Genomic DNA, 26,443 nt, shown 5'->3' on the forward strand with positions numbered 1-26,443 from the left:
GCTCACGCGCCGACGTGCACCGGGCCACCACCGGCGTCCGATTCCAGGCCGAGGAGGACCTCGTTGCGGCGGAGGAACGCGGGCATGAACGGCGGGTCGAACCGGGCGGATGTCTCGACCCCTGTCGGCACCAGTCCGGCGGCGCGAACATCGTCGCGGAGCTTCTCCAGGCGCTCGCGATAGCGCGACTCGGACCACCCTCCGCTGTAGCGCGCCGCGGCGACAACGGAGCTCGGCACCGTGCGCACCTGCACCCTCTCGTCGGCGGGTGCGGGCGCGGCGTCGGCTGTCAAGGATGCAGGCAGGACGAAAGACACGGTGTACTCCGCTCCGCGGGTGGTCGTCACCGCGTCGATCGCGCGGGGTGCGGGGGCCCCGGCCTCCGGAGGATCGGTGTAGGTCTGGAGCACGGGCGCGGTCATGTCGATCTTGCTGCGGGTGGAATTGGCGCCCGCGATGTACGCGAAGAGATGCCGGAACGCCCGGCTCCCGGCGGATTCGAACGGTCCCTCGACTCTGACCTGTGCGACGAGATGCTCCGGGTACTGCCGCGTCTCGAACGAGCCGTAGTCGCGGAGGACCTCGTAGGGCTGCTGCTCGGTCATCGGATCTCGATTCTCCTGGCCCCGGCCGGGTGTTCCACGCTCAGATCCGACGGACCCCTCCCGAGGGTCGCACAGCCGCCGTCGTGCGACGAAGGACGAAGGTCGCGCGGGGATGGCCGCTCAGGGGGCCGCGAGCTCGAACTACCGGTAGTTCGTGTACTGGAGGTCGACGTCGAGGTCGGCCGCCTTGAGGAGGCGCTGGACTTCCTGGAGGTCGTCGCGGCTCTTGGACTGCACACGCAGCTCGTCGCCCTGGATCTGGGATTTGACGCCCTTGGGCCCCTCGTCGCGGATGATCTTGCTGATCTTCTTCGCGTTCTCCGACGAGATGCCGTCCTTGAGCGTCGAGACGATGCGGTACTCCTTGCCGCTCGCGAACGGCTCGCCCGACTCGAGGCTCTTCAGCGAGATGCCCCGCTTGATGAGCTTGGACTGGAACACATCGAGCACGGCCTTGGCGCGCTCTTCGGTGTTGGCCTTGATGAGGATCGACTCGCCGCTCCACTCGACCGAGGCCCCGGTGCCCTTGAAGTCGTAGCGCTGCTCGATCTCCTTGCGCGCCTGGTTGAGGGCGTTCTCCGCCTCCTGGTGGTCGACCTTGCTGACGATGTCGAACGAGGAATCTGCCATGTCCGAGATTCTACCCGGCACCGGAAACTGCAAGCGCTTGCAGTCCGCCGGGGGTCGAACGTCCCTCCCTGCGGTCCGTATGTCACGGAAATGTCTCGATACTCGTCCCCAGGTATTGCAATTCGGCCTATCGGTGGCACAATGTAAGCGCTTGCAGGATTCTGTGAGCGGAAGAGCGACCATTGTCGGTGCCTACGCCGACCGCGGTCGGATCCTCCCATTCCACTTTGAGAGAGGCACACCGATGAAGGTGAACAAGAAGGGCGCGATCGCCCTGACCGCGCTGGTCGCGGGCAGCATGCTCGCTCTCGCGGGCTGCGCGAGCGGCGGCGGCGGCGAATCGACCGACGGTGGCGACGGCGGAGACGCCACGCCCATCACGATCTGGGTCGACATCGAGCGCAAGCCGGCACTCGAGCCGGTCGCGAAGGCGTTCACGGAAGACACCGGCGTTCCGGTCAAGATCGTGACGAAGGACTTCGCCACGGTCGACCAGGACTTCATCAGCCAGGTTCCGACCGGCAAGGGCCCCGACGTCATCGTCAGCCCCCACGACAAGCTCGGTGCGTACGTCGCCGCCGGTGTCGTGGCCCCGATCGAGCTCGGCGACGTCGCCTCCGGCCTCGCGGAGTCGGCCGTCCAGGCCGTCACGTACGAGGGCAAGGTCTACGGCATGCCGTACTCGATCGAGAACGTCGCGCTCGTGCGCAACACCGACCTCGTCCCCGACGCCAAGGCCACGTTCGACGAGGTCATCGCCGCAGGCCAGGCCGCCGGCACCGAGTACCCGTTCCTCGTGGGCCTGTCGCCCGAGCAGGGCGACCCGTACCACCTCTTCCCGCTGCAGACCTCGTTCGGCTCGATGGTGTTCGCGCAGAACGCCGACGGCTCGTACGACTCGTCGAACCTCGTGATCGGCGACGAGGCGGGCGTGGCATTCGCGCAGGCTCTCGCCACGTGGGGCGCCGCGGGCTCGGGCGTCATCAACGCCAACATCGACGGAGACCGCGCACGCGAGTTCTTCCTCGACGGCAAGTCGCCGTACTACCTGACCGGTCCGTGGAACATCCCCGCGATCGCCGAGAAGGGCATCAACTACGCGATCGACCCGCTGCCCTCGGCCGGCGGCCAGGAGGCGCGCCCGTTCATCGGCGTCAACGCCTTCTTCCTCTCGAGCAAGTCCACCAACGCTCTGGCGGCGACGAACTTCATCGTCAACTACCTCAGCACCGAGGACGCGCAGCTGGCCCTCTACGAGGTCGGCGGACGCCCGCCGGCACTCACGTCGGCGTACGACGCCGCTGCGGCTGAGGACCCGGATGTCGAGGCCTTCGGCAAGATCGGCCAGTCCGGCATGCCGATGCCCGCGATCCCCGAGATGGGCGCCGTGTGGTCCGACTGGGGCAACGCCGAGCTGCAGATCATCAAGGGCGAGGGTGGAGACCCGGCCGCGATCTGGGCGACCATGGCCGAGAACATCAAGGCCAAGCTCGCCGGCTGACCCGGCACGAGAGGTGGGTGGGGCTTTCGCGGGCCTCACCCACCTCTCTACTCTGAACCCAGAACGACCCTGCGACGAGGAAGTCTCTTTCAATGGCCGAAGCTGTGAAGACCGAGAGCGCCAGCCGCCCGGCATCCGTCTGGGGCGATGACCCCCTCCACAAGCCCCAGCGGCGGCTCACCTCGGGCGGCCTCATCGCCCTCCTCTTCAAGATCGTGCTGCTCGGCATCATCGATGCCGTCACGGTCCTCGCGGTCTTCATCCTCATCGGCAAGGGCGACTGGATCGCGACGGTGGCCCTCATCGTCGTGGTGGCCCTCGTCAACTTCATCTACCTGCGACCCGGCCTCCTGCCGGGCAAGTACCTGACGCCGGGTCTGTTCTTCCTCCTGATCTTCCAGGTCTTCGTGATCGTCTACACGGGCTACATCGCCTTCACCAACGCCGGTGACGCGCACAACAGCACGAAGGAAGACGCGATCGCACAGATCATCCGCACGTCGCAGGATCGCGTGCCGGATTCCCCCTCGTACACGGTCGAGGTCTACAAGCAGGCCGACCAGTTCGGCCTCCTGGTCGCCGAGCCCGGCGGGCAGCTCTCGTTCGGCACGAGCGAGGAGGCGCTCGAAGACGTCAACGGCGCCCCGTCCGGCTGGGAGAAGCTCAACCTCAACCAGATCATCCGCTTCCAGGACGAGATCCTCGCCCTCAACGTGCCGATCTCCGACGACATCAACGACGGAACGCTGCGCACCGCTGACGGCCAGAGCGCCTTCGTCTACACGTCGAGCCTCGAGTTCGACGAGTCCGCCGACACGTTCACGAACACCGAGACGGGCGTCGTCTACGTCGACGACGGCCGCGGCAACTTCCGAGCGGAGGACGGCTCCACCCTCACCCCGGGCTGGCGTGTCGTCATCGGCTGGGACAACTTCGCGTTCGCCTTCACGAACGAGCAGATCCGAGACCCCCTCATCGCGGTGACGATCTGGACGTTCGTGTTCGCTGGCGTCTCGACCTTCCTCTGCTTCGCGCTCGGTCTGTTCCTGGCGATCGTACTGAACCACCCGACGCTGCGCGGCAAGAAGATCTACCGCATCCTCGTGATCCTGCCCTACGCGTTCCCCGCGTACCTCACGGGTCTGGTGTGGGCCGGCATGCTCAACCAGGAGTTCGGCTTCATCAACGACGTGCTGCTGGGAGGTGCGAGCATCCCCTGGCTGGCCGATCCGATGCTCGCGAGGGTCAGCGTCCTGATCGTCAACATGTGGCTCGGCTACGGATACATGTTCCTCGTGTGCACGGGTGCGCTGCAGTCCCTGCCCGAAGACATCGAAGAGGCCGCGAAGATGGACGGCGCCGGAGCATGGCGCATCTTCCGCTCGGTCAAGCTGCCGCTGCTGTTCGTCTCGGTCGCCCCGCTCCTGATCGCCACCTTCGCGTACAACTTCAACAACTTCGGCGTGATCTACATGCTGACCCGAGGCAACCCGCGCTTCCCCGACACGACGCTCGACATCGGCGCCACCGACATCATGATCACGATGGTCTACAAGGTGGCGTTCGGCGGCGGCGGAGGACGTGACCTCGGACTCGCGTCGGCGCTGTCCATCCTCATCTTCATCATCGTGACGATCGTCGCGATCGTGAGCTTCCGACAGACCAAGGCACTGGAGGACCTGAACTGATGACCGACATCAACCCCAACCGGGTCCAGGAGTTCGGCGGCGTCGAGACAGGCGGCGCCACCGGCATCGGCGAGGCGTTCGCGGGCAAGCCCGCCCGCCGCACCAAGACCGAGCGCAAGCGCACCTTCAAGCAGTGGTTCGTCGACACGGGCTGGCGCCACGTCGTGGCCTGGGTCGCGATCGCATTCGCCCTCTTCCCGCTGCTCTACATCATCTCGGCGTCGCTGAACCCGATCGGCACTCTGACGGGGTCGAACCAGCTCTTCTCGCAGTTCTCGCTGCGCAACTACGAGCGCCTGTTCACCGACCCGAGCATCCCGTACGGCACGTGGTACGTGAACTCGCTGATCATCGCGATCGTGACCAGCGTCGTGACGGTGCTGCTGTGCGCGCTCGGTGCATATGCGTTCTCGCGCATGCGGTTCAAGGGTCGCCGTGTGGGGCTCGTGACCCTCCTCGTGCTGCAGATGTTCCCGCAGCTGCTCGCGATCACCGCGATCTTCCTGCTCATGATCCAGATCAGCGACGTGTTCCCGGCGATCGGCCTGGGCACCCATGCGGGCCTCATCATGATCTACCTCGGTGGAGCGCTGGGTGTGAACACGTTCCTCATGTACGGGTTCTTCAACACGGTGCCCGCGGCGATCGACGAGGCCGCCAAGATCGACGGCGCCGGCCACGCGCGCGTGTTCTTCACGATCATGCTCCCGCTCGTGCTGCCGATCCTCATCGTGGTCGGGCTGCTCACGTTCATCGGCATCATCGGCGAGTTCGCCATCGCGAGCGTCATCCTCACCGACCCCGCGACGCAGACCGTGGCGATCGGCCTGTTCCAGCTCGTGTCCGGCTTCCAGTCGCAGAACTGGGGTATCTTCTCGGCCGGTGCGATCCTCGCGGCGTTCCCCGTGATGGTGCTCTTCCTCCTCTCGCAGCGCTACATCGCGGGCGGCCTGGTCTCGGGCAGCGTCAAGTAGCGGATGCCCCGGGTGGGGCATCCGTGATCCACAACTGAACAACAACTCAAGGGCTCTGTCATGGCGTCTGCTGTGCAACCACGTCGATTCCTCTTCGGCGGCGTTGCCGCCTGACTCGAAAGGCCGATCCCATGACGATCCTCCAGCCGCACCACGACGGCTCACCCCTGTACGTGTCGCACGACGCGCCCGATCTCGGCGACGAGGTCACGGTGCGCCTGCGCGTGCCGGTGGGCTACGGTCCGCTCGCGCGCGTTCTCGTGCGCTCCAACCCCGATCATGAGCCGCTCTGGGTCGAGGCCTCGGCCGACGGCGAGGTCGACGGCTGGGAGTGGTGGTCGGCGCGCATCGTCGTCGCCAACCCGCGCCACGGCTACCGCTGGCACCTCGTGCACGAAGACGACCGGGTCGAGATCCTGAGCCAGGGCGGGCTGAGCGACATCGACGCCCTCGACGCCGTCGACTTCGCTCTCGTCGCCGGCAACCCGCCGCCGTCGTGGACGGGCGATGTCGTGATGTACCAGATCTTCCCCGATCGGTTCGCCCGCTCCGCCGCCGCCGACGACCGGCCGATCCCGGACTGGGCGATCCCCGCGGAGTGGGGCGATGATCTCGACCCCGTGCCGCCGGGCCGTGGGCAGCAGTTCTTCGGAGGTGATCTCGACGGCATCGTGGAGCACCTCGATCACATCGAGGCGCTCGGCGTCACGATGATCTACCACACGCCGATCTTCCCCGCGGAGTCCAACCACCGCTACGACGCGTCGACGTTCCTCGAGGTCGATCCGCTGCTCGGCGGAGACGCCGCCTACCTCCGTCTCATCGAGGCGGCCCGCGCGCGCGGCATCCGCATCATGGGCGACCTGACGTCGAACCACTCGGGTTCGGCGCACGAGTGGTTCCGGGCGGCTCATCGGCATCCCGGCGCACCCGAGAGCGAGTTCTACTACTTCCTCGACGACGACAACGAGGACTACGTCTCGTGGCTCGGCGCTCCGACCCTCCCGAAGTTCGACTGGTCGTCGACCGAGCTGCGCCGCCGCTTCGTCGAGGGACCCGACTCGGTCGTGGCGAAGTGGCTCTCGGAGCCGTACCGCATCGACGGCTGGCGCATCGACGTCGCGAACATGACGGGACGTCTCGGTGACACGGACCTCAACGAGTCGGTGCGCCGAGCGATCCGCCGCACGATGATCGACATCGAGCCGGAGACGCTGCTGCTGGCGGAGTCGACGAACGACGCCGCGAGTGATCTGCAGGGTGACGCCTGGCACGGCGCGATGACGTATCCGGCGTTCACCCGCGGCCTCTGGGCGTGGCTCAGTGCCCCGACGGGCATCCCGCACGTCAACGCGTTCGGGGTCGAGACCGACGAGATGTGGTACTTCGGCGTGCCGACGGGCATGCCCGCCTACGACGCGCGGCAGTTCGCGGCGCAGATGCAGCGCTTCACGAGTCAGCTGCCGTGGCGGGTGCGCCTGGGCTCGATGCTGCCGCTGGACACGCACGACACGGCGCGCTTCGCGACGCGGGCGCTGCCGGGCACGATCCCGGTCGCCGTCGGACTGTCGATGACCCTGCCCGGCATCCCGGTCGTGTTCGCGGGAGACGAGTTCGGCCTCACCGGCGTCGACGGTGAGATGAGTCGTACGCCGATCCCGTGGGACCGCATCGACGAGCCCGAGGTCGCGGAGCGCATCGCGCTGTACCGCGAGCTCATCGGGATGCGGCGCTCGCACCCGGTGCTCGGAACGGGCGGTCTGCGCTGGCTGCACATCGGCGCGGAGGGCGTCGTCTTCGTGCGCGAGTCGGCGGAGGAGACGCTGCTGGTCCTCGCCGCGCGCGACGACCTCGACGTCGAGCTGCCTGCGACGGTGCTCGCCGGCGCGGCGGCGGCGACGCCGCTGCACGGAGAGGCCACGCTCGCGACGGCCGAGGACGGGAGCGTGCTGCTGTCGGCGGACGGTCCCGCGTTCGCGGTCTGGGCGCTCCCCGGTGTGGCGGCCCCCGAGCCCACGGCGTCGTCGGAGTCCGCGCTGCCGCAGGCCGGCGGAATCGCCGACGCCGAGATCGCGGCGCTCGAGACGGAGCACTGAATCATGCGGATGCCGCGACCTGTGCACAATCCGTGACACCGGGTCGCGGCATCCGCCACACTGGGTGCCATGGGATCAGCGTTGACCACCATCGGATTGCCCGTCGCCCTCGGCATCATCATGTTCGGACTGGGCCTCAGCCTGACGCTGGGCGACTTCGCCCGCGTGGTGAAGCAGCCCAAAGCGGTGGTCATCGCTCTGCTGTGTCAGCTCGTGGTCCTCCCGGCGATCTGCTTCGGCCTCGTGCTGGCCTTCCAGCTCCCTCCCGTCCTCGCGGTGGGCATGATGATGCTCGCCGCGTCGCCCGGAGGCACCACGGCGAACCTCTACAGCCACCTCTTCCGCGGCGACATCGCGCTGAACATCTCCCTCACCGCCGTCAACTCGGTGATCGCCGTCGTCACGCTGCCGCTCATCACCAACCTCGCGATCCTGTACTTCAACCCGTTCGACGACCAGCTGGGAATGCAGTGGTCGAAGACGCTCGAGGTGTTCGCGATCGTGCTGCTCCCCGTCGCCCTGGGCATGCTCGTGCGCCGGGTGTGGCCGAGGTTCGCCGACGCGATGGACAAGCCCGTCCGCGTCGTCTCCGTGATCGTGCTGATCGTCGTGATCGGCGGTGCGGTCGCGGCCAACTGGGCGCTCCTCGTCGAGAACGTCGGTCAGCTCGCGCTCATCACCGTCACGTTCTGCCTCCTCAGTCTCGCGATCGGCTACCTCGTGCCGCGCTGGCTCAAGGTGGGCAAGCGCCAGGCCATCGCCTCGTCGTTCGAGATCGGCATCCACAACGCCACGCTCGCCATCGTGATCGCCCAGACCGTCATGGGCTCGATCGAGCTCTCGCTGCCGGCGGCGGTGTACGGCGTGCTCATGTTCTTCATCGCCTTCGGGTTCGGATTCCTCATCCGAGACCGGTCGGCGGCCGGCGTCGACGAGCCGGATGCCGCGCGGCAGGCGTCTTCGGTCTGACCGTCCCCGTCGGGCCCGATCCGACTGCGACGGCGGTTCGGGCCTGTCGTGCGTCGGGGGCGGTTCGTAGACTGGCCTGCATCTGCCGCGAGGAGGGCCTATGCGCGCGCTGACCGAGGACGACATCCGAGAGTCGTTCGTGAACGCCGGAGCGGACGAGCTGCGGCTCGTCGCCCTGCCGCTGGACTTCGTCCTGATCGACTGGGACCACCTCGACTTCCTCGCGTGGCGCGACCCGCGTACGCGGGGGCGCGGATACGTCATCGCCGAGATCGCCGGCCGCGCGCAGGGCGTCGTGCTGCGCGCGGCGGACGGCTCGTCGCAGGCGCGGTCGGCGATGTGCAATCTGTGCCACACGATGCAGCCCGCCGACCAGGTGTCGCTGTTCACGGCCCGCAAGGCCGGCGGCGCAGGGGAGTACGGTTCGAGCGTCGGCACGTACATCTGCGCCGACCTGTCGTGCCATGAGAACGTCCGACTCGCCGCCCCTCTGGCGCCGAGCGAAGTGCGCGCCAGCGTGGACCGGCGCATCGACGGCACGCGCCGCCGGGCGGAGTCGTTCGTCGCGAGCGTGCTCGAGACGGCAGGAGCACGGGGGAGTGGTTCATGACGAAGCGGATCGTGGTCATCGGAGACGCACTCATCGACGAGCTGCGCGACGACCGGGGCGTGCGCGAGTTCGTCGGCGGCGCGGCGCTCAATGTCGCAGTCGGCATCGCGCGGCTGGGCGTGCCGGCGACGCTCATCGCGATGGTGGGCGACGACGAGGCGGGCGCGCACATCCGCGAATACCTCTCCGACTTCGGCGTCGAGCTCATCGAGACGGTCGGCCCGTACGGCTCGTCGCGCGCCGTGAGCACGCGATCGGGCTCGGGAGAGCCGGAGTACGTCTTCAACGAGGCCGCGCAGGCGCGTCGGGTGCGCTTCGGCGACGCCGAGCGTGCGGCGATGGCGGATGCCGCACTGGTCGTCGTGAGCTGCTTCCCGTTCGACGACGTCGCGCAGACCCTCGAGCTGGCGGGGGCCGTCGAGGCATCCGGAGCGCCACTCGTGATCGATCCCAATCCGCGATCGGGCATGATGTCGGATCGCGTGGAGTTCGTGCGCGGCTTCGAATCGCTGGCCGGACGCTGCGTCCTCGTCAAGGTCGGCGACGATGACGCCGCCCTCCTCTACGGCGAGCCGCTGGATGCGCTCCGCGCACGCCTGGTCGACCTCGGCGCCGACGCCGTGCTCGCCACGCAGGGCTCCGCGGGTGCCGCGATCGAGGCCGGAGCGGATGTCGTCACGCGTCCGATCTCGGATCTGCCCGGACGCATCGTCGACACGATGGGCGCCGGCGACGCCTCCCTCGCGGCGACCCTCGTGGGGCTCGTGGATTCGCCCCCGGAGGATGCCGAATCATGGGGCGCGCTGCTGCAGACGGCGATGGACGTCGCGGCCGCCACGTGCCGGTTCGAAGGGGCGCTCCTGCGCCTTCCCTCCGCCGTCGACGGGATCGATCTCGACCGCATCGGCACGTAGCATCCGGGTTCGCCGTCGCGGTTCTCGACACAGCCTCGCGCAGGGTAATATGGGTTCTCGCGTCTCCGCTCGACTGAACAAGCCTGGGCGGGTGCGCACCTGGCGAGTTACCCAAGCGGCCAAAGGGATCTGACTGTAAATCAGACTGCTCAGCATTCGGGGGTTCGAATCCCTCACTCGCCACGGACCGGATCATGAAGGGCCCCGCATCGCGGGGCCCTCTCCTGTTTCCCGTGGCCCTCACCGGCCGGGCCGCCTCCGTGTCAGGATGGGCGTGGCAGGAGAAGGGATCCTCATGACCGAGGTGCAGTACAGCAGGCAGCCCGAGGCGGCCTCGGAGTCGACGCTCATCCGCGTCGCGATCTGGGTCGCGATCGGCGCTCTCATCGCGGCGGCGATCGTCTGCGTCGTCTGGGTGCTCATCGGCTCGCAGAACGGTCTGATCGGCCGCGCGTTCCTGACGATCCTCCTCCTCGCGGCGTTCGCGGGAGTGGCCATCCTCGAAGCACGACTGGCCGCGCGGCGCCCACCGTGGTTCGCCCTCACGAGCATGGTCGTGTGGGTCGTCACGCTCCTCCTGGGGGCTTTCCTGATCTGGATGCCGGAGCGCAGCTTCGGTTTCGGGTACGGATCGGGATTCGGGCGGTTCCTCTCGTTCCTGCTGATCGTGCTGATCCTCCAGCTCGCCGTGCTCCAGGTGCGGCTGTACGTGAAGGCGTACCAGCGCAACATCTCGACCTTCACGACGGTGGTGACCATCACCACCGTGGCCCTCGTCGCGATCCTCGCGTTCATGCTCGTCTTCTCCCTGGCGTTCGACGACTTCTTGACCTTCAGCGACACGTACTGGCGCTGGGTCGTCGCCTTCGCGATCCTCGCGGCCGTCGGCACGGCGCTCGTGCCCCTGGTCAACGCCCTCTTCGCCCCGCGCAGGCCCGCCGCCCCGGCGCCGCCGGTCGATCCCTGGGCGGCCCAGATCGCGCTCCAGCCGTGGCCCACCTACGCCGACGGTGTGACGCCGCTGCCGATGCTCTACGACGGCAGCCCGGACTGGAACGCGTACTACACGGGGTATCCCACCGCGACCGCTCAGGCGATCGCGCCGACGGCTCCCGTCGCGATCCCCGCCCCGTCAGGATGGCCCGAGCCCGCCGCGGCGGCGTGGCCCGAGCCGGCGCAGCATCCGTCCCCGTCCGCGGAGTGGTCCGCCCCGCAGCCCTCGCTCGACGCGGCGCAGCCGCAGCCTCCCGCCCCGCAGCCGCAGCTCGACGCGGCGCAGCCGCAGCCTCCCGCCCCCCACGATCCCGCGGCGCACGCGCAGGCGTGGAGCGATCTGGGGCAGCAGCAGGGATGGAGTGCTCAGCCGGCGACGTGGGGTCGGTCCGAACCGGAGATCCCGTGGGGCGAGCCCGCGCCGCAGATGCCGTCCGCCCCGGGCTACCAGGGCTATCCGCCACCGCCCCCGCTTCCGCCGCGGAGCTAGCCGCCCGCCGACCCGGTCTCGATGTCCCACTTCGTGCGGGTGCCGGGTCGTCCCACCCGCAGGAAGTGGGACACCGACGGCCACGGGGCTCGCCGCGCGCGTCAGTCGAGCAGCTCGAGGGCTGCCATCGCGGCACTGTGCCCGCCGAGCCCGCTGACCGCACCGCCCCGGCGCGAACTCGATCCGCACATCAGGATGCGCTCGTGGGCCGTCGCGACGCCCCACCGCTCCGCAGGGGAATCGAGTCGCTCGTCGTCGTCGGCCCACGGCCAGCTCAGCGATCCGTGGAAGATGTCGCCGCCGACCATGCCGAGCGACTCCTCGAGGTCGGCGGTCGTGCGCGCCTCGATGCACGCCGAGCCGTCGGGCGCCTCGTACAGGCAGTCCGCGATCGGCTCGGCGAGCACCGAGTCCAGCGACGCCTCGGCCGCCGCGAGCAGCGCCGCACGCGCGGCATCCGGCGACTGATCCGCCACCAGGCGGTGCGGAACCTGCAGGCCGAACAGCGTGAGCGTCTGCGCCCCCGACGCGCGCAGCTCGGGTCCGAGGATCGTGGGATCGGTCAGCGAGTGGCAGTAGATCTCGGCAGGCAGGGGATGGGGGATGCCGCCGCCCTGCGCGGTCGTGTGCGCAGCGTCGAGCTGGGTCATCGTCTCGTTGATGTGGAAGGTGCCGGCGAACGCCGCTTCCGGAGCGACTTCGGCGTCACGCAGTCGGGGCAGGCGCTTCAGCAGCATGTTGACCTTGAGCTGAGCGCCCTCGGGAGATTCGGCATCCGGTTCCGGCCTCGCGAGCAGCCGCTCGAGGACCGCCGCTCCCACTCCGCTCAGGATGAGCCGTGCCTGCACGAGACCGCCGTCGATCTCGATCTCGCCGTCCGGACGGACGGCGGTGACCTCGGCGTTCGTGCGGAGCTCCGCACCCGCCTCTCGGGCCGTGCGCTCCAGCTCGGCGGTGACGCGTCCCATCCCGCCCACGGGCACGTCCCAGTCGCCGGTGCCGCCGCCGATCACGTGGTAGAGGAAGCAGCGGTTCTGGCGCAGGCTCTCGTCGTCGGACGACGAGAACGTGCCGATGAGCCCGTCGGTGAGGGCGATGCCACGGGCGATGTCGGTGCGGAGCGACGTGCGGAGGGTCTCACCGAGCGGGCGCTCCACGACGTCGTCCCACAGGGCGTCGTCTCCGAGAGCCGACCGCACCTCCGACGCGCGTCGCAGAGGCTGGGTCGTCGTCGGGAACAGCACGCGGGCGAGCGGGCCGATGCGGCCGGAGAACTCCGCGAACCGCGCGGCCTCCTCCGCGTCACCCGTCGTGCGGAGGAAGGATGCCGCGGTGGCTTCGGCATCCTTCGTGTCGATCAGGATCCCGCGTGTGGGGTCGCCGGGGTCGGGCGTGTACGAGGAGTAGCGACGACGGGTGAGGTCGATGCGGAGGCCGAGGTCGTCGACGATCGTTCGGGGCAGGAGGCTCACGAGGTAGGAATAGCGCGAGAGCCGGGCATCCACTCCGACCCACGGCCGCTCCGACACGGCCGCGCCCCCGACGTGATCGAGGCGTTCGAGAACGACCACGCTCTTGCCGGCGCGTGCGAGGTACGCGGCCGCGACGAGTGCATTGTGCCCACCCCCCACGATCGCGACGTCGTAGCGGGAAGGGCGGAGGGTCGAGTCCATGCGCCCACGGTAGCCGCCGCGGCGGCGGCAGCGGGAGAGCGGCGGGGATAGCGTGGGGGAATGGCTCTCGCACACGACCTCACGACGCTGGCGCTCGAGATCGCCCGGGAGGCGGGCGAGCTCGCACGCCGGCGCCGCACCGAGGGGGTCGCGATCGCGGCCACGAAGTCCGCGCTCGCCGACATCGTCACGGAGGCGGATCGAGAGGTCGAAGACCTCATCCGCGCGCGACTGTCGGCGGCGCGACCCGATGACGGATTCCTCGGCGAGGAGACCGGAGCAGAGCGCGGCGTCAGCGGGATCACATGGGTCGTCGACCCCATCGACGGGACGGTCAACTACGCCTACGGCATTCCCGCGTACGCGGTGAGCATCGCCGCGGTCACGGGGGAGCCCGCCCCCGCGACCTGGGAGGCGATCGCCGGGGCGGTGTTCAACCCCGCCATGGGCGAGCTCTTCCACGCCACCATCGGCGAGGGCGCGTGGCTCGACGACCAGCGGATCGCGGTCAACGCCGAGCCGTGGCCGGCAGGTGCGCTGCTGGCCACCGGATTCGGGTACGACCCCTCGACGCATGCGGGCGATCTCGCCCGCGTCGCCCGCGTGATGCCGCTCGCCCGCGACCTGCGACGCATCGGTGCTGCCTCCCTCGACCTCGCCTACGTCGCGGCCGGCCGTCTCGACGGCTACTTCGAGCGCGGCCTCCAGCCGTGGGATCACGCCGCGGGTGCTCTGATCGTGCGCGAAGCAGGCGGGATCACGGGTGGCTCCGAGGGCGGGAGGCCCGGCAACGCGATGACGATCGCGGCGCCGCCGGCGCTCTACGAGACGCTGCTGGCGGCGGCGATCGGCGACACACACTGATATATCGCGTCGCACGACGCCCCGTTCTGGGTTTTCTCAGACTGAACCCGGTAGTGTTTACCCGTTCGTTACCTTCGCCCCCCGATCGGCGGAGGTGATACCTGAGTTCGTTTGCCCGACACGTCGCGCCCCCCACGCGACACGACCGGAAGCTCCCTCTGTCTTGACGTTCGAAGCCCCCGAGGCTGTTGCTGCGCCCACGCGCCGCTCCAGGCGATCCTCTGCCGCGTCTGCGGCATCGACGGAGACCCCGGGAGCATCGCGCTCCGCGCTGCGTCGCCGCTCGATCGAGACCGCCGCCGCAGCCGGGGACCATTCGGGCGAGGTCGACGCTGCCGTTCCGGTGACGGATGCCGCCATCGCCGCGCACGTCATCGTCTCCGCTCTCGCCGCCGATGCCGTCAGCGCCGCCGATCGTCCGTCGCCCGCCCGTTCCAGCCGTCGCGCCGCGCGCCTGGAGCGCATCGCGACCGGGCCGCAGCAGACGCACGTCGACCCGGAGTCCGCCGCGGTGACCGAGCCCGTCCTTCTCGACGACGTGGTTCCCGAGGTCGACGCGGTGATCGATGTGGTTCCCGCCGTCGACGTCCCGACCGCGATCGCCGCCGACGAACCCCTCGCCGAACACCTCGTCGAGCCGGTGCTCACGCCCGCCGAGCCGTTCGAGATGCTCTCTCCCGGCGACGAGGCGGAAGACACCCCGTCCGCATCCGCCGCCGAGGCCGAGCCGGAGGCATCCGGGGTCGACGAGTTCGAAGCCGCGGCCCGCCTCTTCTCCTTCACCGGCGAGACCCCCGTGCAGAGCGACGCCTCCGCCACGTCCGACGAGCCGTCGGGCGAGTCCGCCCAGACTCCGCATGTCGCTCCCCGCCGCGCGCGCCGCGGCAGCGCCTTCCGCCGTATCTCCACCGCGTCGTTCTCGATCGGCGTCTTCGGCATCGTCGGTCTCCTCGCCGTCGGAATGACGACCCCGGCGGCCGCGGTCGCCGCGATCGGTGCCGGCGACGGCACGCCCGCCACGACGAACCTCACCGCGAAGACGTCGGAGGTCGTGACCGCGAGCGGCAGCGTCTCGGTCGACTCGTCCGAGATCCAGGCCTACGTCACCCCCTCCGACATCCAGAGCGGCACGCTCGACCGCACCGAGAGCTACGTCACGGCCTCGATGGCCGAGGTGGCCTCGGACTTCGCGATCGCGCGTCCCTCCGACTTCTACGTCAACGACATGAGCGCCGCGATCCAGTGGCCCTTCGCCGTGGGTGTCGCGATCACGTGGGGCTTCGTGATGCGTGACGGCCGCATGCACAACGGCGCCGACTTCGTTCCCGGCGAGGGTGCGCACGTGCAGGCCATCGCCGACGGAACCGTGCGCATCGCGACCGAGAGCGGCGGCGGCTTCGGCGTGACCGTCCTGATCGATCACGTCATCGACGGCGAACTGGTGTCGAGCCGCTACGCGCACATGCTCAACGGCTCGCTGCAGGTGAAGGCGGGCGACACCGTCAAGGTCGGCCAGTACCTCGGGCGCACCGGCAACACGGGGCACTCGTTCGGTGCGCACACGCACTTCGAGATCCTCGCGGGAGGCACGACGCCGATCGACCCGATCGCGTGGCTGCGTCAGAACGCCGGGCGCGACTCGCTCGGCTGAGGTCACTCTCGATTCAGCGGGATGCCCCGGCTCTGATATCCTCTTGTAGTTGCCCGCGTGCGGGTGGCACGCCCCGATAGCTCAGTGGTAGAGCACTTCCTTGGTAAGGAAGAGGTCGTCAGTTCGATCCTGATTCGGGGCTCGGAACACCCGGTCGTCTCGATCCGGATGCTTCGTGGCGGGGTAGCTCAGCTGGTCAGAGCGCACGACTCATAATCGTGAGGTCGCGGGTTCAAGCCCCGCTCCCGCTACAGATCTCTTCTCCGGATTCCGCGGAATCACACGGATTTCACGGAGTTTCCACAGCGTCCCGGTTCCGCCGATTCGGGCTGCTGTGGCCACAATTGGGCCATAAATGCGGATTCGAGTGATTCGGCGTGCCGTCCTACCGGTTGCCGCTGGCCCTTCCGGCGACAGCGGAAGGGGTGGGCGCGCCATGCTCTCGCCGATGGGCACGCACGTTCGGTGGAGCTTTGCACCCTCGAGACCGAGGAGCCCGGTCGGCGCGGCTTCGAACCAGTCGCTTTCGTTGATTCCTGAGTCAGCGAATCTGGGGAGCGCCTACCTTGCTCGGAGGTCGGAGGTCGGAGGTCGGAGGTCGCGACGTGATCATCGACAAGTTCGGACGTGGCGCAGCGTCGGTCCACGCGAGGGCGAGGTGCTACATCGATTGTCTGTAGGGTGACCCCGGCAGCTCTGGCGGTCGTCGGTTTCACCTTGTGGTGTGCGCGTCTGTGTGGATGAGTTGCGTCACCTGAGCGACGTAGCCGTTCAGGGCTGAGGACATCTGCGTCCAGTCGTCCATGGCTTCGCCGCGGTACGCAGCGGCGGCGAGGCGCAGCATTGGCGCTTGGTCCGGTGGGGCTGCCGTGCACCTCGTGGAACTGACTCGGTTGTGGGAGCGGCTCCCGGCGGCATGAGGCCGGGAGGATCGCTGCACCCCCGACCGTCGTTTCACGAAGAGTGGCGGTTGAGGGAGGCCGCCGAGGGTTCGTGCGGTCCGCAAGATTCGCGCAGCACCAACTCGAACTGTGCTGACTCGTGGACCGGCGCCCCCAGTCCGCCGGCGGTCAGCAGCTCGATGGCGCGCTCAGCCATCTCCGGAACGGGCTGCCGGATCGTCGTGAGAGGAGGCATCGAGTAGGCGGAGTGATCGGTTCCGTCGAAGCCGGTCACGGCAACGTCGTCCGGCACCGTCAAGCCGAGGCGATTGCACGCGAAGAGCACGCCGTATGCCTGTTCGTCCGTCGAGCAGTAGACGGCGCGGGGCCGGTCCGTGCGGGCGAGGGCATCCAGGGCGACCTGCGCGGCGTGGCCACGAGCGATCTGACTGCGAAGGTGGATCGTCGAGATCGTCTCGGGGCTGGAGTCGACCGCCGCGTTGAATCCGTCGAGGTGCTGGCGGGAGCCCGCGGAGTCTCCCGGGCCGTTGAACAGGGCGATCGAACGATATCCGTGGCTGATCAGGTGGCGCGTTGCGGTCTCGGCGGCAGCGACGTAATCGATGGAGATCGACGACACGCCCTGCCCCGGATCGACCGGGTGCAGTGTCACAACCGGCACTTCTCCGCGCGTGAACGGGGTCAAATCGGGTTCATCCATCACCGACACGAGCACGACGGAATCGACCCGACGTTCAACGAAAGCCGAGATGTGGGACCGTTCGCGTTCCGGGTCGAGGCCCGAGTCCCCGATCAGGAGGAGGTTGCCGCGCTGTGCGGCCGACTCTTCGAGCGCGCGTGCGAGTTCGCCGAAGAACCGGTTGGCGATGTCGGGGACGATGAGACCGATCGACGAGGTCTTGCCGAAGCTGAGAGCGCGCGCGAGTGCATTGGGCTGGTAGTTGAGCTCGGCGGCGGCCTTCAGTACCCGTTCACGCGTCGCGGGGGCGACGTTGCGCGGCCCGTTGTTGAACACGTAGCTCACCACCGCGGTCGACGTGCCCGCGCGATCGGCGACGTCTCTGCCTGTGGCCACAACACTCTCCTAACCGTGTAGATATCGATGACGCTACAGGAAGAAGACTGTGCCCAAGAAACACTTGTGCGCGGCGATTCCTACCCGCTACAGTCCATCTAACCGCATCGTCTAACCGCATAGATGATTCCGAGCATGAGGGAGTTCCGAGTTATGAAGCGACCAGCAGCGATGGCCCTGGGAGGGGCCGCGATGATCCTCGCACTGTCCGGGTGCGCTGGCTCCACCGACCCTGAGGCGAGCACCGACAGTGCCTCGGCGACGGGCACCGTGCAGTTCCTCGGGCCGGAAGACCCCGCAGTCTTCGAGCCTGTGATCGCGGCGTTCGAGGCCGAGTACCCCGACATCAGCGTCGAGTACTCCCAGGTGCCGTTCGACACCTACGCCACGACTCTTCAGCAGCGACTCTCCGCGAAGGACGAGACGATCGATGTCTTCGCCGTCGACCAGCCCAATCTCGCGCAGATCGCCGCGCAGGGATTCCTCGAGGATCTGAGCGACCTCAAGGAAGAGGCGGAAGCAGCGACCTCGCCTGCTCAGTATGAGATCAACATCTACGACGACAAGATGTACGCACTGTCCATCTGGAACTCGACCCAGATGCTTTTCTACAACAAGGACATCCTCGACACGGCTGGGGTCGAGGCGCCGTCGGTCGACCAGGCGGATCGCTGGACCTGGGACGAACTGCAGGCGGCCGGTGAGAAGGCGCAGGCGGCGGGAATGGAGTCCGGGTTCCTCTTCGAACAGGTCGAGGCCTACTACCAGCTCCAGCCGTTGATGGAGTCGCTCGGGGGTGGTTCCGGAATCTCCGGTGACGACATGCTGACCGTCGACGTCACCAACGACCAGTGGGTGCAGGCCATGCAGTGGTACTCCGACACGTTCGCCTCCGGCTTCTCGCCGCGCGGCGTCGGCGGATTCCAGACGAGTGCAGTGTTCACCGATCAGAAGACGGCGTTCTTCGTCGGCGGACCGTGGGATGTTGGGAACTTCGCGGCGAATGCCGACTTCACCTGGGGGATCGCCCCGCATCCCTACTTCGACGGCGGCGACGCGGTCACCCCGACCGGCTCATGGTCCTGGGGCATCAACTCCGCCTCCAGGAACAAGGATGCTGCGCGCACGTTCCTCGAATTCGCCGCCCTCGACGCTGCCGGCAACCTCGCCACGACGGAGGTGCAGACGATCATCCCGGCCAACTCGGATGCCGCCGCACAGTATCTGCCGAAGCTCGAGGCCCTGGGAGGTGCGAGCAGTGCCGGCGTCGCGGACCTCATCGGCTACGAGATCGACAACACCGCGGTCGCCCGACCGGTGTCGGTCGGTTACGTGCAGTTCGAGTCGTTGATCAATAAGGCGTTCGGCGACATCCGCAACGGATCCGATGTCGTCGAGCGGCTCGAGCAGGCTCAGCAGCAGATCGAGGATGCCTGGAGTCAGCTCCGATGAGCGCGGTCCTCCGGGGTTCGGGGGCGGCCATGGGCCGACCCCGAACCCGCGGGGGCGCACGTCGGGTGCTGTCCGGACCCGCCGCGGTCGCGCTCCTCTTCCTTCTGCCGGCGCTCGTCGCGCTCGTGGTGCTCCGCCTGGCCCCCGCGGTGGTGGCGTTCGTCGACAGCCTGTTCCGCACCACGCTGCTCGGCGGCACCACGTTCGCCGGGTTCGGCAACTATCTGGAGCTGTTCGCCAACCCGGACTTCCAGAACTCCATCGGCGTAACGCTGCTCTTCACCCTGCTCGTGAATCCGCTGCAGATCGCCGCTGCCTTCTTGCTGGCCGTGCTCTTCACCAAGCGCGCCGCCGGATCTCGCGTGTGGCGCTCTCTGGTTATTCTGCCGATCGCCGTTCCTCCCGCGGTCTCCGCAGTCATCTGGAGCGTCATCTACCGCCCGGACGGGCTGGCGAATGCGTTCCTCGCCGTCTTCGGCATCCCGCCCCAGCCCTTCCTGACCTCGCCGCAGCAGGCGCTGCTGTCGATCATGATCCTGCTCTCCTGGATCGGCGTCGGCTATTGGATGATGTTCCTCATCGCCGGGATCAACGACATCCCGACCTCCTACTACGAGGCCGCATCTCTCGACGGCGCTTCCTCGTGGCGGCAGTTGTGGTCGATCACGTTCCCCCTCGTGCGACGGCCGCTCGCATTCGTCCTGGTCGCCGACACGGTGTCGAACCTCCTGGTTTTCGCGCCGGTGCAGATCCTCACCAAGGGCGGGCCCAACGGGTCCACCAACCTGCTGATGTACGACATCTTCACGCGCGCCTACACGTTCGGCGACATCAACAAGGCACAGGCGGAAGTCATGATCCTCGTGCTGATCACCGTCGTCGTGGTCGCCATCCAGTTCCGACTTCTGAGAGCGGAAGACTGACCATGACCCGCGTAGACATCCCACGTCGTCGCGGCATCCCGCGCCGCGCCGTCCTCTTCATCTGGACGACACTGCTCGCGGTGACCGTCGGCGTCGCCTTCTTCGTTCCGCTCTGGTGGTCGTTCATCAATTCGCTGCGGCCAGGGGCGGAAACCTTCCGCTACCTCAATCCACTGCAGTGGCAGACCTTCTTCACGCTGACCCCGACGTTCGATAACTATCTGGCTCTCCTGGACAGCGAGCTCGGCCGGGCCATCCTCAACTCGCTGTTCGTGAGCCTGGTCACCGTCGTCGGTGGACTGGCCGTGTGCGCCACCGCCGCGTTCGCCCTCTCCGCGTTCCGATTCCGCGGGCGGACGGCGCTGTTCTCGGTCGTCATCCTGTCGTTTCTCATCCCGTTCGACGCGATCGCCATCCCGCTGGCCGACATGTTCCGCGGCTGGAATCTGCAGAACACCTTCGTCGGGCTCATTCTCCCCGGCATCGGCAACGGGATGGCCATCTTCCTGCTGCGCACGTTCTTCCTGGCCATCCCCGAAGAGCTCGTCGAAGCGGGCCGGCTCGACGGTCTGGGCTGGTGGGGCATCTTCAGCCGGATCTACCTCCCGCTTTCGCGACCGGCCTTGATCGGCGCCGGGCTCATGCTGTTCCTCTTCCAGTGGCAGGCCTACGTCTGGCCGCTTCTGATGGGGACGGATGCCGATCACATCCTCGGACCGGTCGCACTGTCGAACCTGCAGGGCCAGTTCCAAGTCGACTACGGCGTGCTCTTCGCGGCATCCATGGTGCTCGTGCTCATTCCGCTGGCGATCATCCTCGGCTTTCAGCGCTACTTCATCCAGTCCGTCAGCACGACCGGTCTCAAGTAGGTCACCGTGTCAGACATCACGAAAGGGGTGGGCTCCGTGCCTGCACTTCACCGCGTCATCCTCGATACCGACATCGGCAGCGATGTCGACGATCTCCTGGCGCTCGTGCTCATCCTCGGTACCCCGGAGATCGATCTCGTCGGCGTCACCACGGTCTACGGCGACACGCGGCTTCGCGCACGAATCGCCCGCAGCGTCCTCGGCAAGGCTGGACGCCAGGTCCCCGTGCACGCGGGTCTGGTCGCGCCGCTCTCCGGTCGGGAGGTGTGGTGGGCCGGGCATGAGGGCGTCCTGCACGGTGATCTCACGCGGGAGGCGTACGACTCCGACGACGCGGTCCGCTTCCTCGTCGATACGGTGATCGCCGCCCCCGGTGAGATCGACGTGATGGCGATCGGTCCCCTCACGAACATCGCGGCCGCCATCGCGGCCGACGAGCGGTTCAGTCGCTCGGTGCGTCATCTGTGGTTGATGGGCGGCTCGTTCACGGACGACGAGCCCGAACACAACTTCCGCAGCGACGACGTCGCGGCCAGGACCGTCTTCGCGTCGGGCATCCCCACGACCGTCTCAGGCCTCGAGATCACCCGCCGGATCAACATCGGGTCGGACGAACTCGCGCGCATCGCGGAGGCGGGACAGGTCGGCCGGCTCATCGAAGCCGAGATCGAGCAATGGTGGAAGTTCTGGGACACCGCATGGAACGTGCCGCACGACCCCGTGACAGTCCTCACATTGACCCGCCCGGATCTCTTCGAGTTCACTCCGATGGGAACCATCTCCGTGGCTGAGGGCGATGATGAAGGCGTCAGCCGATTCGAGCCCGGGCGCGGCGTCTCTCGGCTCGCAGCGGAGATCGACGCGGAGGCTGTATCGGCGGCCATCGTCGACGGAATCATCCGCGGAAGCGGCAGCCGCTCTGCGGCGGGTCTCAGCCGATGACGACGACCGCACAACTCACGGTGGTCGGGGCGATCAACCTGGACCTCAGCGCCCACGTGTCACGCGCACCCCGCCCCGGAGAGACCGTCGCCGACGGCTCGCTCGCTCGCCAACCCGGAGGCAAAGGGGCGAACCAAGCAGTTGCCGCCGCGCGCCTCGGTGCCGCCGTCCGGCTCATCGGAGCGGTCGGCGACGACGATGACGGAGCGGCGATGATCACGTCGCTCGAAGACGCCGGCGTCGAGATCTCGGGCGTGCAGCGCGCACCGGAGCCTACGGGAACGGCTCTGATCGTGGTCGACGCCGCCGGCGAGAACTCGATCGTCGTCTGCCCAGGCGCGAACGGCCACATCGACGTCGCCGAGATCACCGTCGACCCGCACACGGCAGTATTGGCGCAGCTGGAGGTCCCCGCCGCGGTGGTGGAGTACGTCGTCGCACGCACGGACGGGTTCTTCGCACTCAACGCGTCGCCGGCCGCCGCGCTCTCGGCCGCTCTTCGCGACCGGGTCGACCTGTTCATCGTGAATGAGACGGAATACGCCGCTCTGCCCGACCTGCGGGACGCCCGGCTCACCGCGGTGACACTCGGAGCGCAAGGCGCCGTGTTGTTCCGCAACGGCGAGGAGATCGCCCGCGCGTCCGCCCCCGCCCGTGCCGTCGTCAACACCGTCGGAGCGGGCGACTCCTTCGCCGCAGCGCTCACACTCGGCCTCATCTGCGGAGACGATCCTCTCGTTGCGCTGCGACGAGCGTGCGCGGTGGGTGCGGCGGCCGTCGCCGACCACCGATCGCAACCGGCGCTGGGTGTGCTCTCCGACTATCCGGCCGACGCATGACCGCGCTCGACGCGATCCCGGTCTACGTGGATTGCGACACGGGGATCGACGATGCGCTGGCGCTGGCCTACCTGCTCGCCGAACCGCGCGTGCGCATCGTGGGGATAGGAACCGTCTCGGGAAACGTGGCGGCCGACCGCGCCGCGACGAACACCATCGCCCTGCTGGAAGCCGCCGGACGCGTCGACATCCCCGTCGCGATCGGCGAGCACCACCCTATTGCGGGGACGTTCGCCGGGGGAGCGCCCCACGTCCACGGCCACGACGGCGTCGGGGGATTCGGGCTGACGGCAGAACACTTCGCGCCGGACACGCGCACGGCCGTCGAGCTCATGACGGACCTCGCGCACGCGCATCGCCGCCAGTTGCGGGTTCTCGCGCTCGGCCCGCTCACGAACCTCGCCCGGTTCGCCGAGTCCTGTCCCGAAGAGGTCGAACACGTCTCCCGAGTCATCGTGATGGGAGGCGCGTTCGCGCACCGCGGCAACGTCACCCCCGTTGCCGAGGCAAACATCCACAATGATCCCGAGGCCGCCCACCGCGTGTTCTCGACGCGTTGGAGCATCGACGTGGTCCCGCTCGACGTGACGATGCACCATGTGCTCACGGAGGCCGACGCCCACGCACTCGCACAGGTTGCCGGCCGCATCCCGGCGTACCTCAGCCGGATGCTCGACACGTACCTCGACTTCTACGCCGACGTCTACGGCGTGCGCCAATGCGCACTCCACGACCCTCTCGCGGCGATCATCGCTGCGGACGCGATCACTGTGACATCAGCCGATGAGCCCGCCGATGTCCGGGTCGAGACGCAAGGCGAGGAACGCGGCCGAACGGTCTCCGTTGCTACCCGCTACGGAGAGGCGGGCCCCCACCGGTCGCGCCGCATCGTCAACGGGGTAGCCGGGAGCGCGTTCGAGACCCTCCTCGATCGAGTCCGATCTCACAACTGGCCGGGTCGGCCTCCTCGCTGACGTGTGAGGCGTCTCGGAGCGGAGCGCGATCGGTGCTTTTCGCCTGGCTCCATACTCGCCACGCTCATTACGCACTCCGACACACGAGCCATATTCTCGCTAGTGACAGGGGCTAGGTTTGCACCTACTTCAGTGTGGATGCCGTGTCCGATCCCCTCCTGCAAGAGCAGATAGCGAACTCCTCGAAGAGTGTCCGGCATAGCTCGTGGATATGCTCTCGCCGGACGCTGCCTTCGCGATCGCCGACGTTTCGGCGGACAACCGATTACCGTCGCCGAGTTCGGGCGAGGATCTACAAGCGGACAGGTGAACAGAGTTGGCCGCATTCGCCCGCAGGGCATCTGGTCCCAGTTTCACCGTGATGTCCAGCCTGAGATGCGCGTCCTGGCAGGTCGAGCGCTGCCGAGATGCTGTAGAGGTCAGATCCGAAGCGGTCTGAGGAGACGTCGAGATTTTGGCTGGTGACCAATGGTTGGGGATCCTCTGGGAGCCGGCCTACGCCCTTCCTGCTCGCGAAGCGCGACCGGAAAGCTCGGTGTTGCGCTGTGACGCGCCCTGAAGTCGCGGGCGCAGTCGCACTTCCGACCGGCCTGCTGTTTGGACTGCTGGCGGGGGATAGTGTGGAGCGGGGCAACTCGGGAAGGCGTTCGAGGATGGACAGCGGGCATCCGCGCGAGCCGCGCCGTGCGACGCGAGCCGATGTCGCTCGATTGGCTGGGGTGAGCCCGGCACTGGTGAGCTATGTGCTCAACGGCGGACCGCGCAAGGTCGCCGCGGAGACGGCGGAGCGCATCCACCAAGCCGTGGCGCAGTTGGGCTACTCTCCCAACGCCGCTGCGCGCGCGCTCAACCTCGGGGTGATCGAGACGATGGGTCTGATCATCCACGACATCACGAACCCGTACTACAACTCGATCGCCGCCACTGTGCAGCGCGCGGCCGAACAGCACGGCGTCAGCCTCATCACCGCGAGCACTCTCGAGGATCGCTCGAAGACGCTCAGTCACCTCGAGGCGATGGAGGCGCGCCAGCTCAGGGGCGTGATCGTCACGACGCACATGTTCCCCGAGGCTGTGCGAGCGGCGACGCGCATGCGGACGCGCATCGTCCAACTCGACTCCCTCGACCCGATCCCCGGCGTGCCGCGCTTCGACATGGACTTCGAAGCGGGTTCCTGGCTCGCGCTCGACCACCTGACCGGCCTCGGTCACCGTCGGATCGCTTTCGTGGGCGGACAGTCGCCCGTCGACGTCCGGATCGGACCGTGGCGTGAGTCCCATCGGCGTCGCGGCGTGGATCCAGGGCCCCTCCGCGTCGTGCCGTACACGCGGGAGGGGGGATACGAGGGCATGCGCGACATTCTGGCCGACGAGGTCCCGACTTCGGTCTTCGCCGGCTCCGACCTGATCGCCATGGGCGTGCTGCGCGCGCTGCGCGAGGCGGGTCTCCGTGTCCCCGAAGATGTGTCGGTCGTCGGCTATGACGACATCCCCGAATCGGAGTTCGCCGCGCCGCCGCTGACCACCGTGCGGGTGCCGATCGAGAAGATGGCCAGGGATGCCGTTGAGGCCGTCCTCGATCCGACCGCCATCTCCGACAGCGATCACATCTCGGCGCCCGCGCTGATCGTGCGCGCGTCGACAGCCGCGCCGCGCCGAACTCCTTAGCCTGCGCCCAGGGGCTTGACGCGCGCATTTTCGTGAGCTCGTCGAGCGCGGACGCAGCACGTTGGCCCCGCCCCGACCAGCATGCCATCTGTGTCTCCAGTTGAAGAAGAGCTGGGCGGCCGTCGGCTCATTCTGGACCCGCCAAGCCGGTCATCATTAGGCGCGCCACGTCGCCACCGATCGTTGCCTTATGAGCTATCAACTCGCGTTGAGAAAAGCGCGGATGCTTCAACATTGAGTCGCAGAATTTGACGCAGTTGTGCCGTATCGAGTCATTGCATCGTGTCGAGGCTCCGTCCCCGACTGATCAACGCGGGTTGATGGAAGCTCGATGCTGCGCCTATGATCTTGTGCATGCAGGATTCATTGGGGTTCGGGGAGCGGCTGGGGTCACACGGTCCTCGAGTGTTCGGAGCGCGCGTCACGATGTCGTCCGATAGGGCTGTCTGGTACCGGCTGGGTGTCCGTTGACCGATCGGACGGGGACAAGGAAAGTTCTGCTGCGGTCGGGCATCGCGCTCGCATTGGTCGGCGGAACCGTGTCGCTGGGATCTGCGGGCCTCTTGAACTCAGCGATCTCGGTGGGCGACATCTCGATCCCAGCGTCGACGTTCACGGTGGTCAAAACGGTGGTCGGCGCAGCGCCAGCGGAGGGCTCGTGGACCTTCACGATCACGCGGGATCCGCGATATTGCGTTGGCTACAACCCTGCGTCCTTGTACCAACCGGAAGGCGTGTGGACGTTGAGCGTCCCCGCAGCTGGCGGTTCGGCGACAAGTGATTTCATCCTCACTTCGGACGGAAGTACCGACCCGCCCGAACTAAAGGAGTGTCGATTCACCGTCGTTGAAAGCGCGGCACCCGGTTTCAGCAGTTCGCTGCCGCCCGAGGGGGTGGTGATCAGTGGATCGCTGCCGCTTCCTCAAGGCGTGACGGCAACCGGAGAAGACTTTCGCATCGAGGTCACAAATACCGCCGATCCGACGCCCACGCCCACACCGACACCGACGGCGCCGACACCGAGTCCTACGACGACAGATGCCGCTCCCTCGACGACGCCAGACCCCAACGCGACACAGGCAGCTACTGAGAGTCCTATCGCGGGGGGAGAAGAGCTGCCGCGGACGGGAGGTGCGCCCTTG

The 26,443-nt window shown here is 67.9% G+C and carries 21 protein-coding genes and 3 tRNA genes; 20 read left to right on the top strand and 4 right to left on the bottom strand.

Going from position 1 to position 26,443, the window contains the following annotated elements; translation table 11 throughout:
• Window positions 1-2: 2 nt before the first annotated feature.
• Window positions 3-605 carry an SOUL family heme-binding protein gene (locus B0B14_RS01485; RefSeq protein ID WP_076679650.1) on the bottom strand — a complete coding sequence of 201 codons (603 nt, stop codon included), beginning with the start codon at window positions 603-605 and terminating at the stop codon, window positions 3-5.
• Window positions 606-746: 141 nt separating this feature from the next.
• Window positions 747-1,235 carry a YajQ family cyclic di-GMP-binding protein gene (locus B0B14_RS01490; RefSeq protein WP_076679651.1) on the bottom strand — a complete coding sequence of 163 codons (489 nt, stop codon included), beginning with the start codon at window positions 1,233-1,235 and terminating at the stop codon, window positions 747-749.
• A gap of 244 nt (window positions 1,236-1,479) precedes the next feature.
• On the opposite strand from B0B14_RS01490, the gene B0B14_RS01495 reads away from it, so the two are divergent.
• From B0B14_RS01495 to B0B14_RS01535, 9 genes are all read left to right on the top strand, one after another.
• Entirely contained in the window at window positions 1,480-2,736 is a 1,257-nt protein-coding gene (locus tag B0B14_RS01495; RefSeq protein WP_076679652.1) for a sugar ABC transporter substrate-binding protein, read from the top strand.
• A gap of 92 nt (window positions 2,737-2,828) precedes the next feature.
• The gene (locus B0B14_RS01500; RefSeq protein ID WP_083710255.1) at window positions 2,829-4,424 is read left to right on the top strand and encodes an ABC transporter permease subunit; all 1,596 of its coding nucleotides are present in this window, start codon (window positions 2,829-2,831) and stop codon (window positions 4,422-4,424) included.
• Window positions 4,424-5,398, top strand: coding sequence for a sugar ABC transporter permease (locus tag B0B14_RS01505; RefSeq protein ID WP_083710257.1), 975 nt, complete (start codon window positions 4,424-4,426; stop codon window positions 5,396-5,398). Before B0B14_RS01500 ends, B0B14_RS01505 begins: the two co-directional genes overlap by 1 nt.
• A 131-nt stretch (window positions 5,399-5,529) precedes the next feature.
• Window positions 5,530-7,494, top strand: coding sequence for a glycoside hydrolase family 13 protein (locus B0B14_RS01510; protein WP_076679653.1), 1,965 nt, complete (start codon window positions 5,530-5,532; stop codon window positions 7,492-7,494).
• A 69-nt stretch (window positions 7,495-7,563) separates the two neighbouring features.
• Entirely contained in the window at window positions 7,564-8,463 is a 900-nt protein-coding gene (locus B0B14_RS01515) for a bile acid:sodium symporter family protein (RefSeq protein WP_076679654.1), read from the top strand.
• Window positions 8,464-8,563: 100 nt separating this feature from the next.
• Entirely contained in the window at window positions 8,564-9,073 is a 510-nt protein-coding gene (locus B0B14_RS01520; RefSeq protein ID WP_076679655.1) for an FBP domain-containing protein, read from the top strand.
• Window positions 9,070-9,987: a PfkB family carbohydrate kinase gene (locus B0B14_RS01525; RefSeq protein ID WP_076679656.1), complete on the top strand. Its 918-nt coding sequence runs from the start codon at window positions 9,070-9,072 to the stop codon at window positions 9,985-9,987. Before B0B14_RS01520 ends, B0B14_RS01525 begins: the two co-directional genes overlap by 4 nt.
• A 101-nt stretch (window positions 9,988-10,088) precedes the next feature.
• Window positions 10,089-10,170 (top strand) — tRNA-Tyr (locus tag B0B14_RS01530).
• Between the two features lie 91 nt (window positions 10,171-10,261).
• Complete coding sequence (locus B0B14_RS01535) at window positions 10,262-11,470, top strand: hypothetical protein (protein ID WP_143733598.1); 1,209 nt, start codon at window positions 10,262-10,264, stop codon at window positions 11,468-11,470.
• A 101-nt stretch (window positions 11,471-11,571) separates the two neighbouring features.
• Here B0B14_RS01535 and B0B14_RS01540 read toward each other — a convergent pair whose 3' ends face one another.
• Window positions 11,572-13,143 (bottom strand): phytoene desaturase family protein, encoded by a 1,572-nt coding sequence (locus B0B14_RS01540; RefSeq protein WP_076679658.1) that lies wholly within the window; start codon window positions 13,141-13,143, stop codon window positions 11,572-11,574.
• Window positions 13,144-13,203: 60 nt separating this feature from the next.
• Between B0B14_RS01540 and B0B14_RS01545 the strand changes: the two genes are divergently transcribed.
• The 4 genes from B0B14_RS01545 (at window position 13,204) to B0B14_RS01560 (ending at window position 15,909) form a co-directional block, all read left to right on the top strand.
• Window positions 13,204-14,007, top strand: coding sequence for an inositol monophosphatase family protein (locus B0B14_RS01545; protein WP_076679659.1), 804 nt, complete (start codon window positions 13,204-13,206; stop codon window positions 14,005-14,007).
• Window positions 14,008-14,170: 163 nt separating this feature from the next.
• Window positions 14,171-15,658, top strand: a complete 1,488-nt coding sequence (locus B0B14_RS01550) for a M23 family metallopeptidase (protein WP_083710259.1) — start codon at window positions 14,171-14,173, stop codon at window positions 15,656-15,658.
• 70 nt (window positions 15,659-15,728) lie between these two features.
• A tRNA-Thr gene (locus tag B0B14_RS01555) sits at window positions 15,729-15,800 on the top strand.
• A 35-nt stretch (window positions 15,801-15,835) separates the two neighbouring features.
• A tRNA-Met gene (locus B0B14_RS01560) sits at window positions 15,836-15,909 on the top strand.
• A 703-nt stretch (window positions 15,910-16,612) separates the two neighbouring features.
• On the opposite strand, the gene B0B14_RS01565 is transcribed toward B0B14_RS01560, so the two are convergent.
• Window positions 16,613-17,635: a LacI family DNA-binding transcriptional regulator gene (locus B0B14_RS01565; RefSeq protein ID WP_076679660.1), complete on the bottom strand. Its 1,023-nt coding sequence runs from the start codon at window positions 17,633-17,635 to the stop codon at window positions 16,613-16,615.
• Between the two features lie 192 nt (window positions 17,636-17,827).
• Between B0B14_RS01565 and B0B14_RS01570 the strand changes: the two genes are divergently transcribed.
• The 7 genes from B0B14_RS01570 to B0B14_RS01600 all read left to right on the top strand — a co-directional run bounded on the left by B0B14_RS01570 (window position 17,828) and on the right by B0B14_RS01600 (window position 25,301).
• A complete protein-coding gene (locus tag B0B14_RS01570) occupies window positions 17,828-19,087 on the top strand; it encodes an ABC transporter substrate-binding protein (protein WP_179085248.1) in 1,260 nt (419 codons plus the stop codon).
• A 29-nt stretch (window positions 19,088-19,116) separates the two neighbouring features.
• Entirely contained in the window at window positions 19,117-20,010 is an 894-nt protein-coding gene (locus B0B14_RS01575) for a carbohydrate ABC transporter permease (RefSeq protein ID WP_076679662.1), read from the top strand.
• A gap of 2 nt (window positions 20,011-20,012) precedes the next feature.
• A complete protein-coding gene (locus B0B14_RS01580; protein ID WP_076679663.1) occupies window positions 20,013-20,879 on the top strand; it encodes a carbohydrate ABC transporter permease in 867 nt (288 codons plus the stop codon).
• A 36-nt stretch (window positions 20,880-20,915) separates the two neighbouring features.
• Entirely contained in the window at window positions 20,916-21,821 is a 906-nt protein-coding gene (locus tag B0B14_RS01585) for a nucleoside hydrolase (RefSeq protein ID WP_076681209.1), read from the top strand.
• Window positions 21,818-22,660, top strand: a complete 843-nt coding sequence (locus B0B14_RS01590) for a PfkB family carbohydrate kinase (RefSeq protein ID WP_076679664.1) — start codon at window positions 21,818-21,820, stop codon at window positions 22,658-22,660. Before B0B14_RS01585 ends, B0B14_RS01590 begins: the two co-directional genes overlap by 4 nt.
• Window positions 22,657-23,634, top strand: coding sequence for a nucleoside hydrolase (locus tag B0B14_RS01595; protein ID WP_076679665.1), 978 nt, complete (start codon window positions 22,657-22,659; stop codon window positions 23,632-23,634). The genes B0B14_RS01590 and B0B14_RS01595 overlap by 4 nt, the downstream gene beginning before the upstream one ends.
• Window positions 23,635-24,287: 653 nt before the next feature.
• Window positions 24,288-25,301 (top strand): LacI family DNA-binding transcriptional regulator, encoded by a 1,014-nt coding sequence (locus B0B14_RS01600; protein WP_076679666.1) that lies wholly within the window; start codon window positions 24,288-24,290, stop codon window positions 25,299-25,301.
• The last annotated feature ends 1,142 nt before the right edge of the window (window positions 25,302-26,443 follow it).

Source organism: Microbacterium sp. RU33B (assembly GCF_900155915.1).
GTDB lineage: Bacteria > Actinomycetota > Actinomycetes > Actinomycetales > Microbacteriaceae > Microbacterium.

Bases quoted from the DNA above. Each gene is read 5' to 3' on its own strand.
- B0B14_RS01540 (WP_076679658.1), bottom strand. From the start codon at position 13,143: ATGGACTCGACCCTCCGCCCTTCCCGCTACGACGTCGCGATCGTGGGG.
- B0B14_RS01490 (WP_076679651.1), bottom strand. From the start codon at position 1,235: ATGGCAGATTCCTCGTTCGACATCGTCAGCAAGGTCGACCACCAGGAG.
- B0B14_RS01590 (WP_076679664.1), top strand. From the start codon at position 21,818: ATGACGACGACCGCACAACTCACGGTGGTCGGGGCGATCAACCTGGAC.
- B0B14_RS01575 (WP_076679662.1), top strand. From the start codon at position 19,117: ATGGGCCGACCCCGAACCCGCGGGGGCGCACGTCGGGTGCTGTCCGGA.
- B0B14_RS01520 (WP_076679655.1), top strand. From the start codon at position 8,564: ATGCGCGCGCTGACCGAGGACGACATCCGAGAGTCGTTCGTGAACGCC.
- B0B14_RS01545 (WP_076679659.1), top strand. From the start codon at position 13,204: ATGGCTCTCGCACACGACCTCACGACGCTGGCGCTCGAGATCGCCCGG.
- B0B14_RS01570 (WP_179085248.1), top strand. From the start codon at position 17,828: ATGATCCTCGCACTGTCCGGGTGCGCTGGCTCCACCGACCCTGAGGCG.
- B0B14_RS01595 (WP_076679665.1), top strand. From the start codon at position 22,657: ATGACCGCGCTCGACGCGATCCCGGTCTACGTGGATTGCGACACGGGG.
- B0B14_RS01505 (WP_083710257.1), top strand. From the start codon at position 4,424: ATGACCGACATCAACCCCAACCGGGTCCAGGAGTTCGGCGGCGTCGAG.
- B0B14_RS01525 (WP_076679656.1), top strand. From the start codon at position 9,070: ATGACGAAGCGGATCGTGGTCATCGGAGACGCACTCATCGACGAGCTG.
- B0B14_RS01510 (WP_076679653.1), top strand. From the start codon at position 5,530: ATGACGATCCTCCAGCCGCACCACGACGGCTCACCCCTGTACGTGTCG.
- B0B14_RS01500 (WP_083710255.1), top strand. From the start codon at position 2,829: ATGGCCGAAGCTGTGAAGACCGAGAGCGCCAGCCGCCCGGCATCCGTC.
- B0B14_RS01580 (WP_076679663.1), top strand. From the start codon at position 20,013: ATGACCCGCGTAGACATCCCACGTCGTCGCGGCATCCCGCGCCGCGCC.
- B0B14_RS01600 (WP_076679666.1), top strand. From the start codon at position 24,288: ATGGACAGCGGGCATCCGCGCGAGCCGCGCCGTGCGACGCGAGCCGAT.
- B0B14_RS01515 (WP_076679654.1), top strand. From the start codon at position 7,564: ATGGGATCAGCGTTGACCACCATCGGATTGCCCGTCGCCCTCGGCATC.
- B0B14_RS01485 (WP_076679650.1), bottom strand. From the start codon at position 605: ATGACCGAGCAGCAGCCCTACGAGGTCCTCCGCGACTACGGCTCGTTC.
- B0B14_RS01495 (WP_076679652.1), top strand. From the start codon at position 1,480: ATGAAGGTGAACAAGAAGGGCGCGATCGCCCTGACCGCGCTGGTCGCG.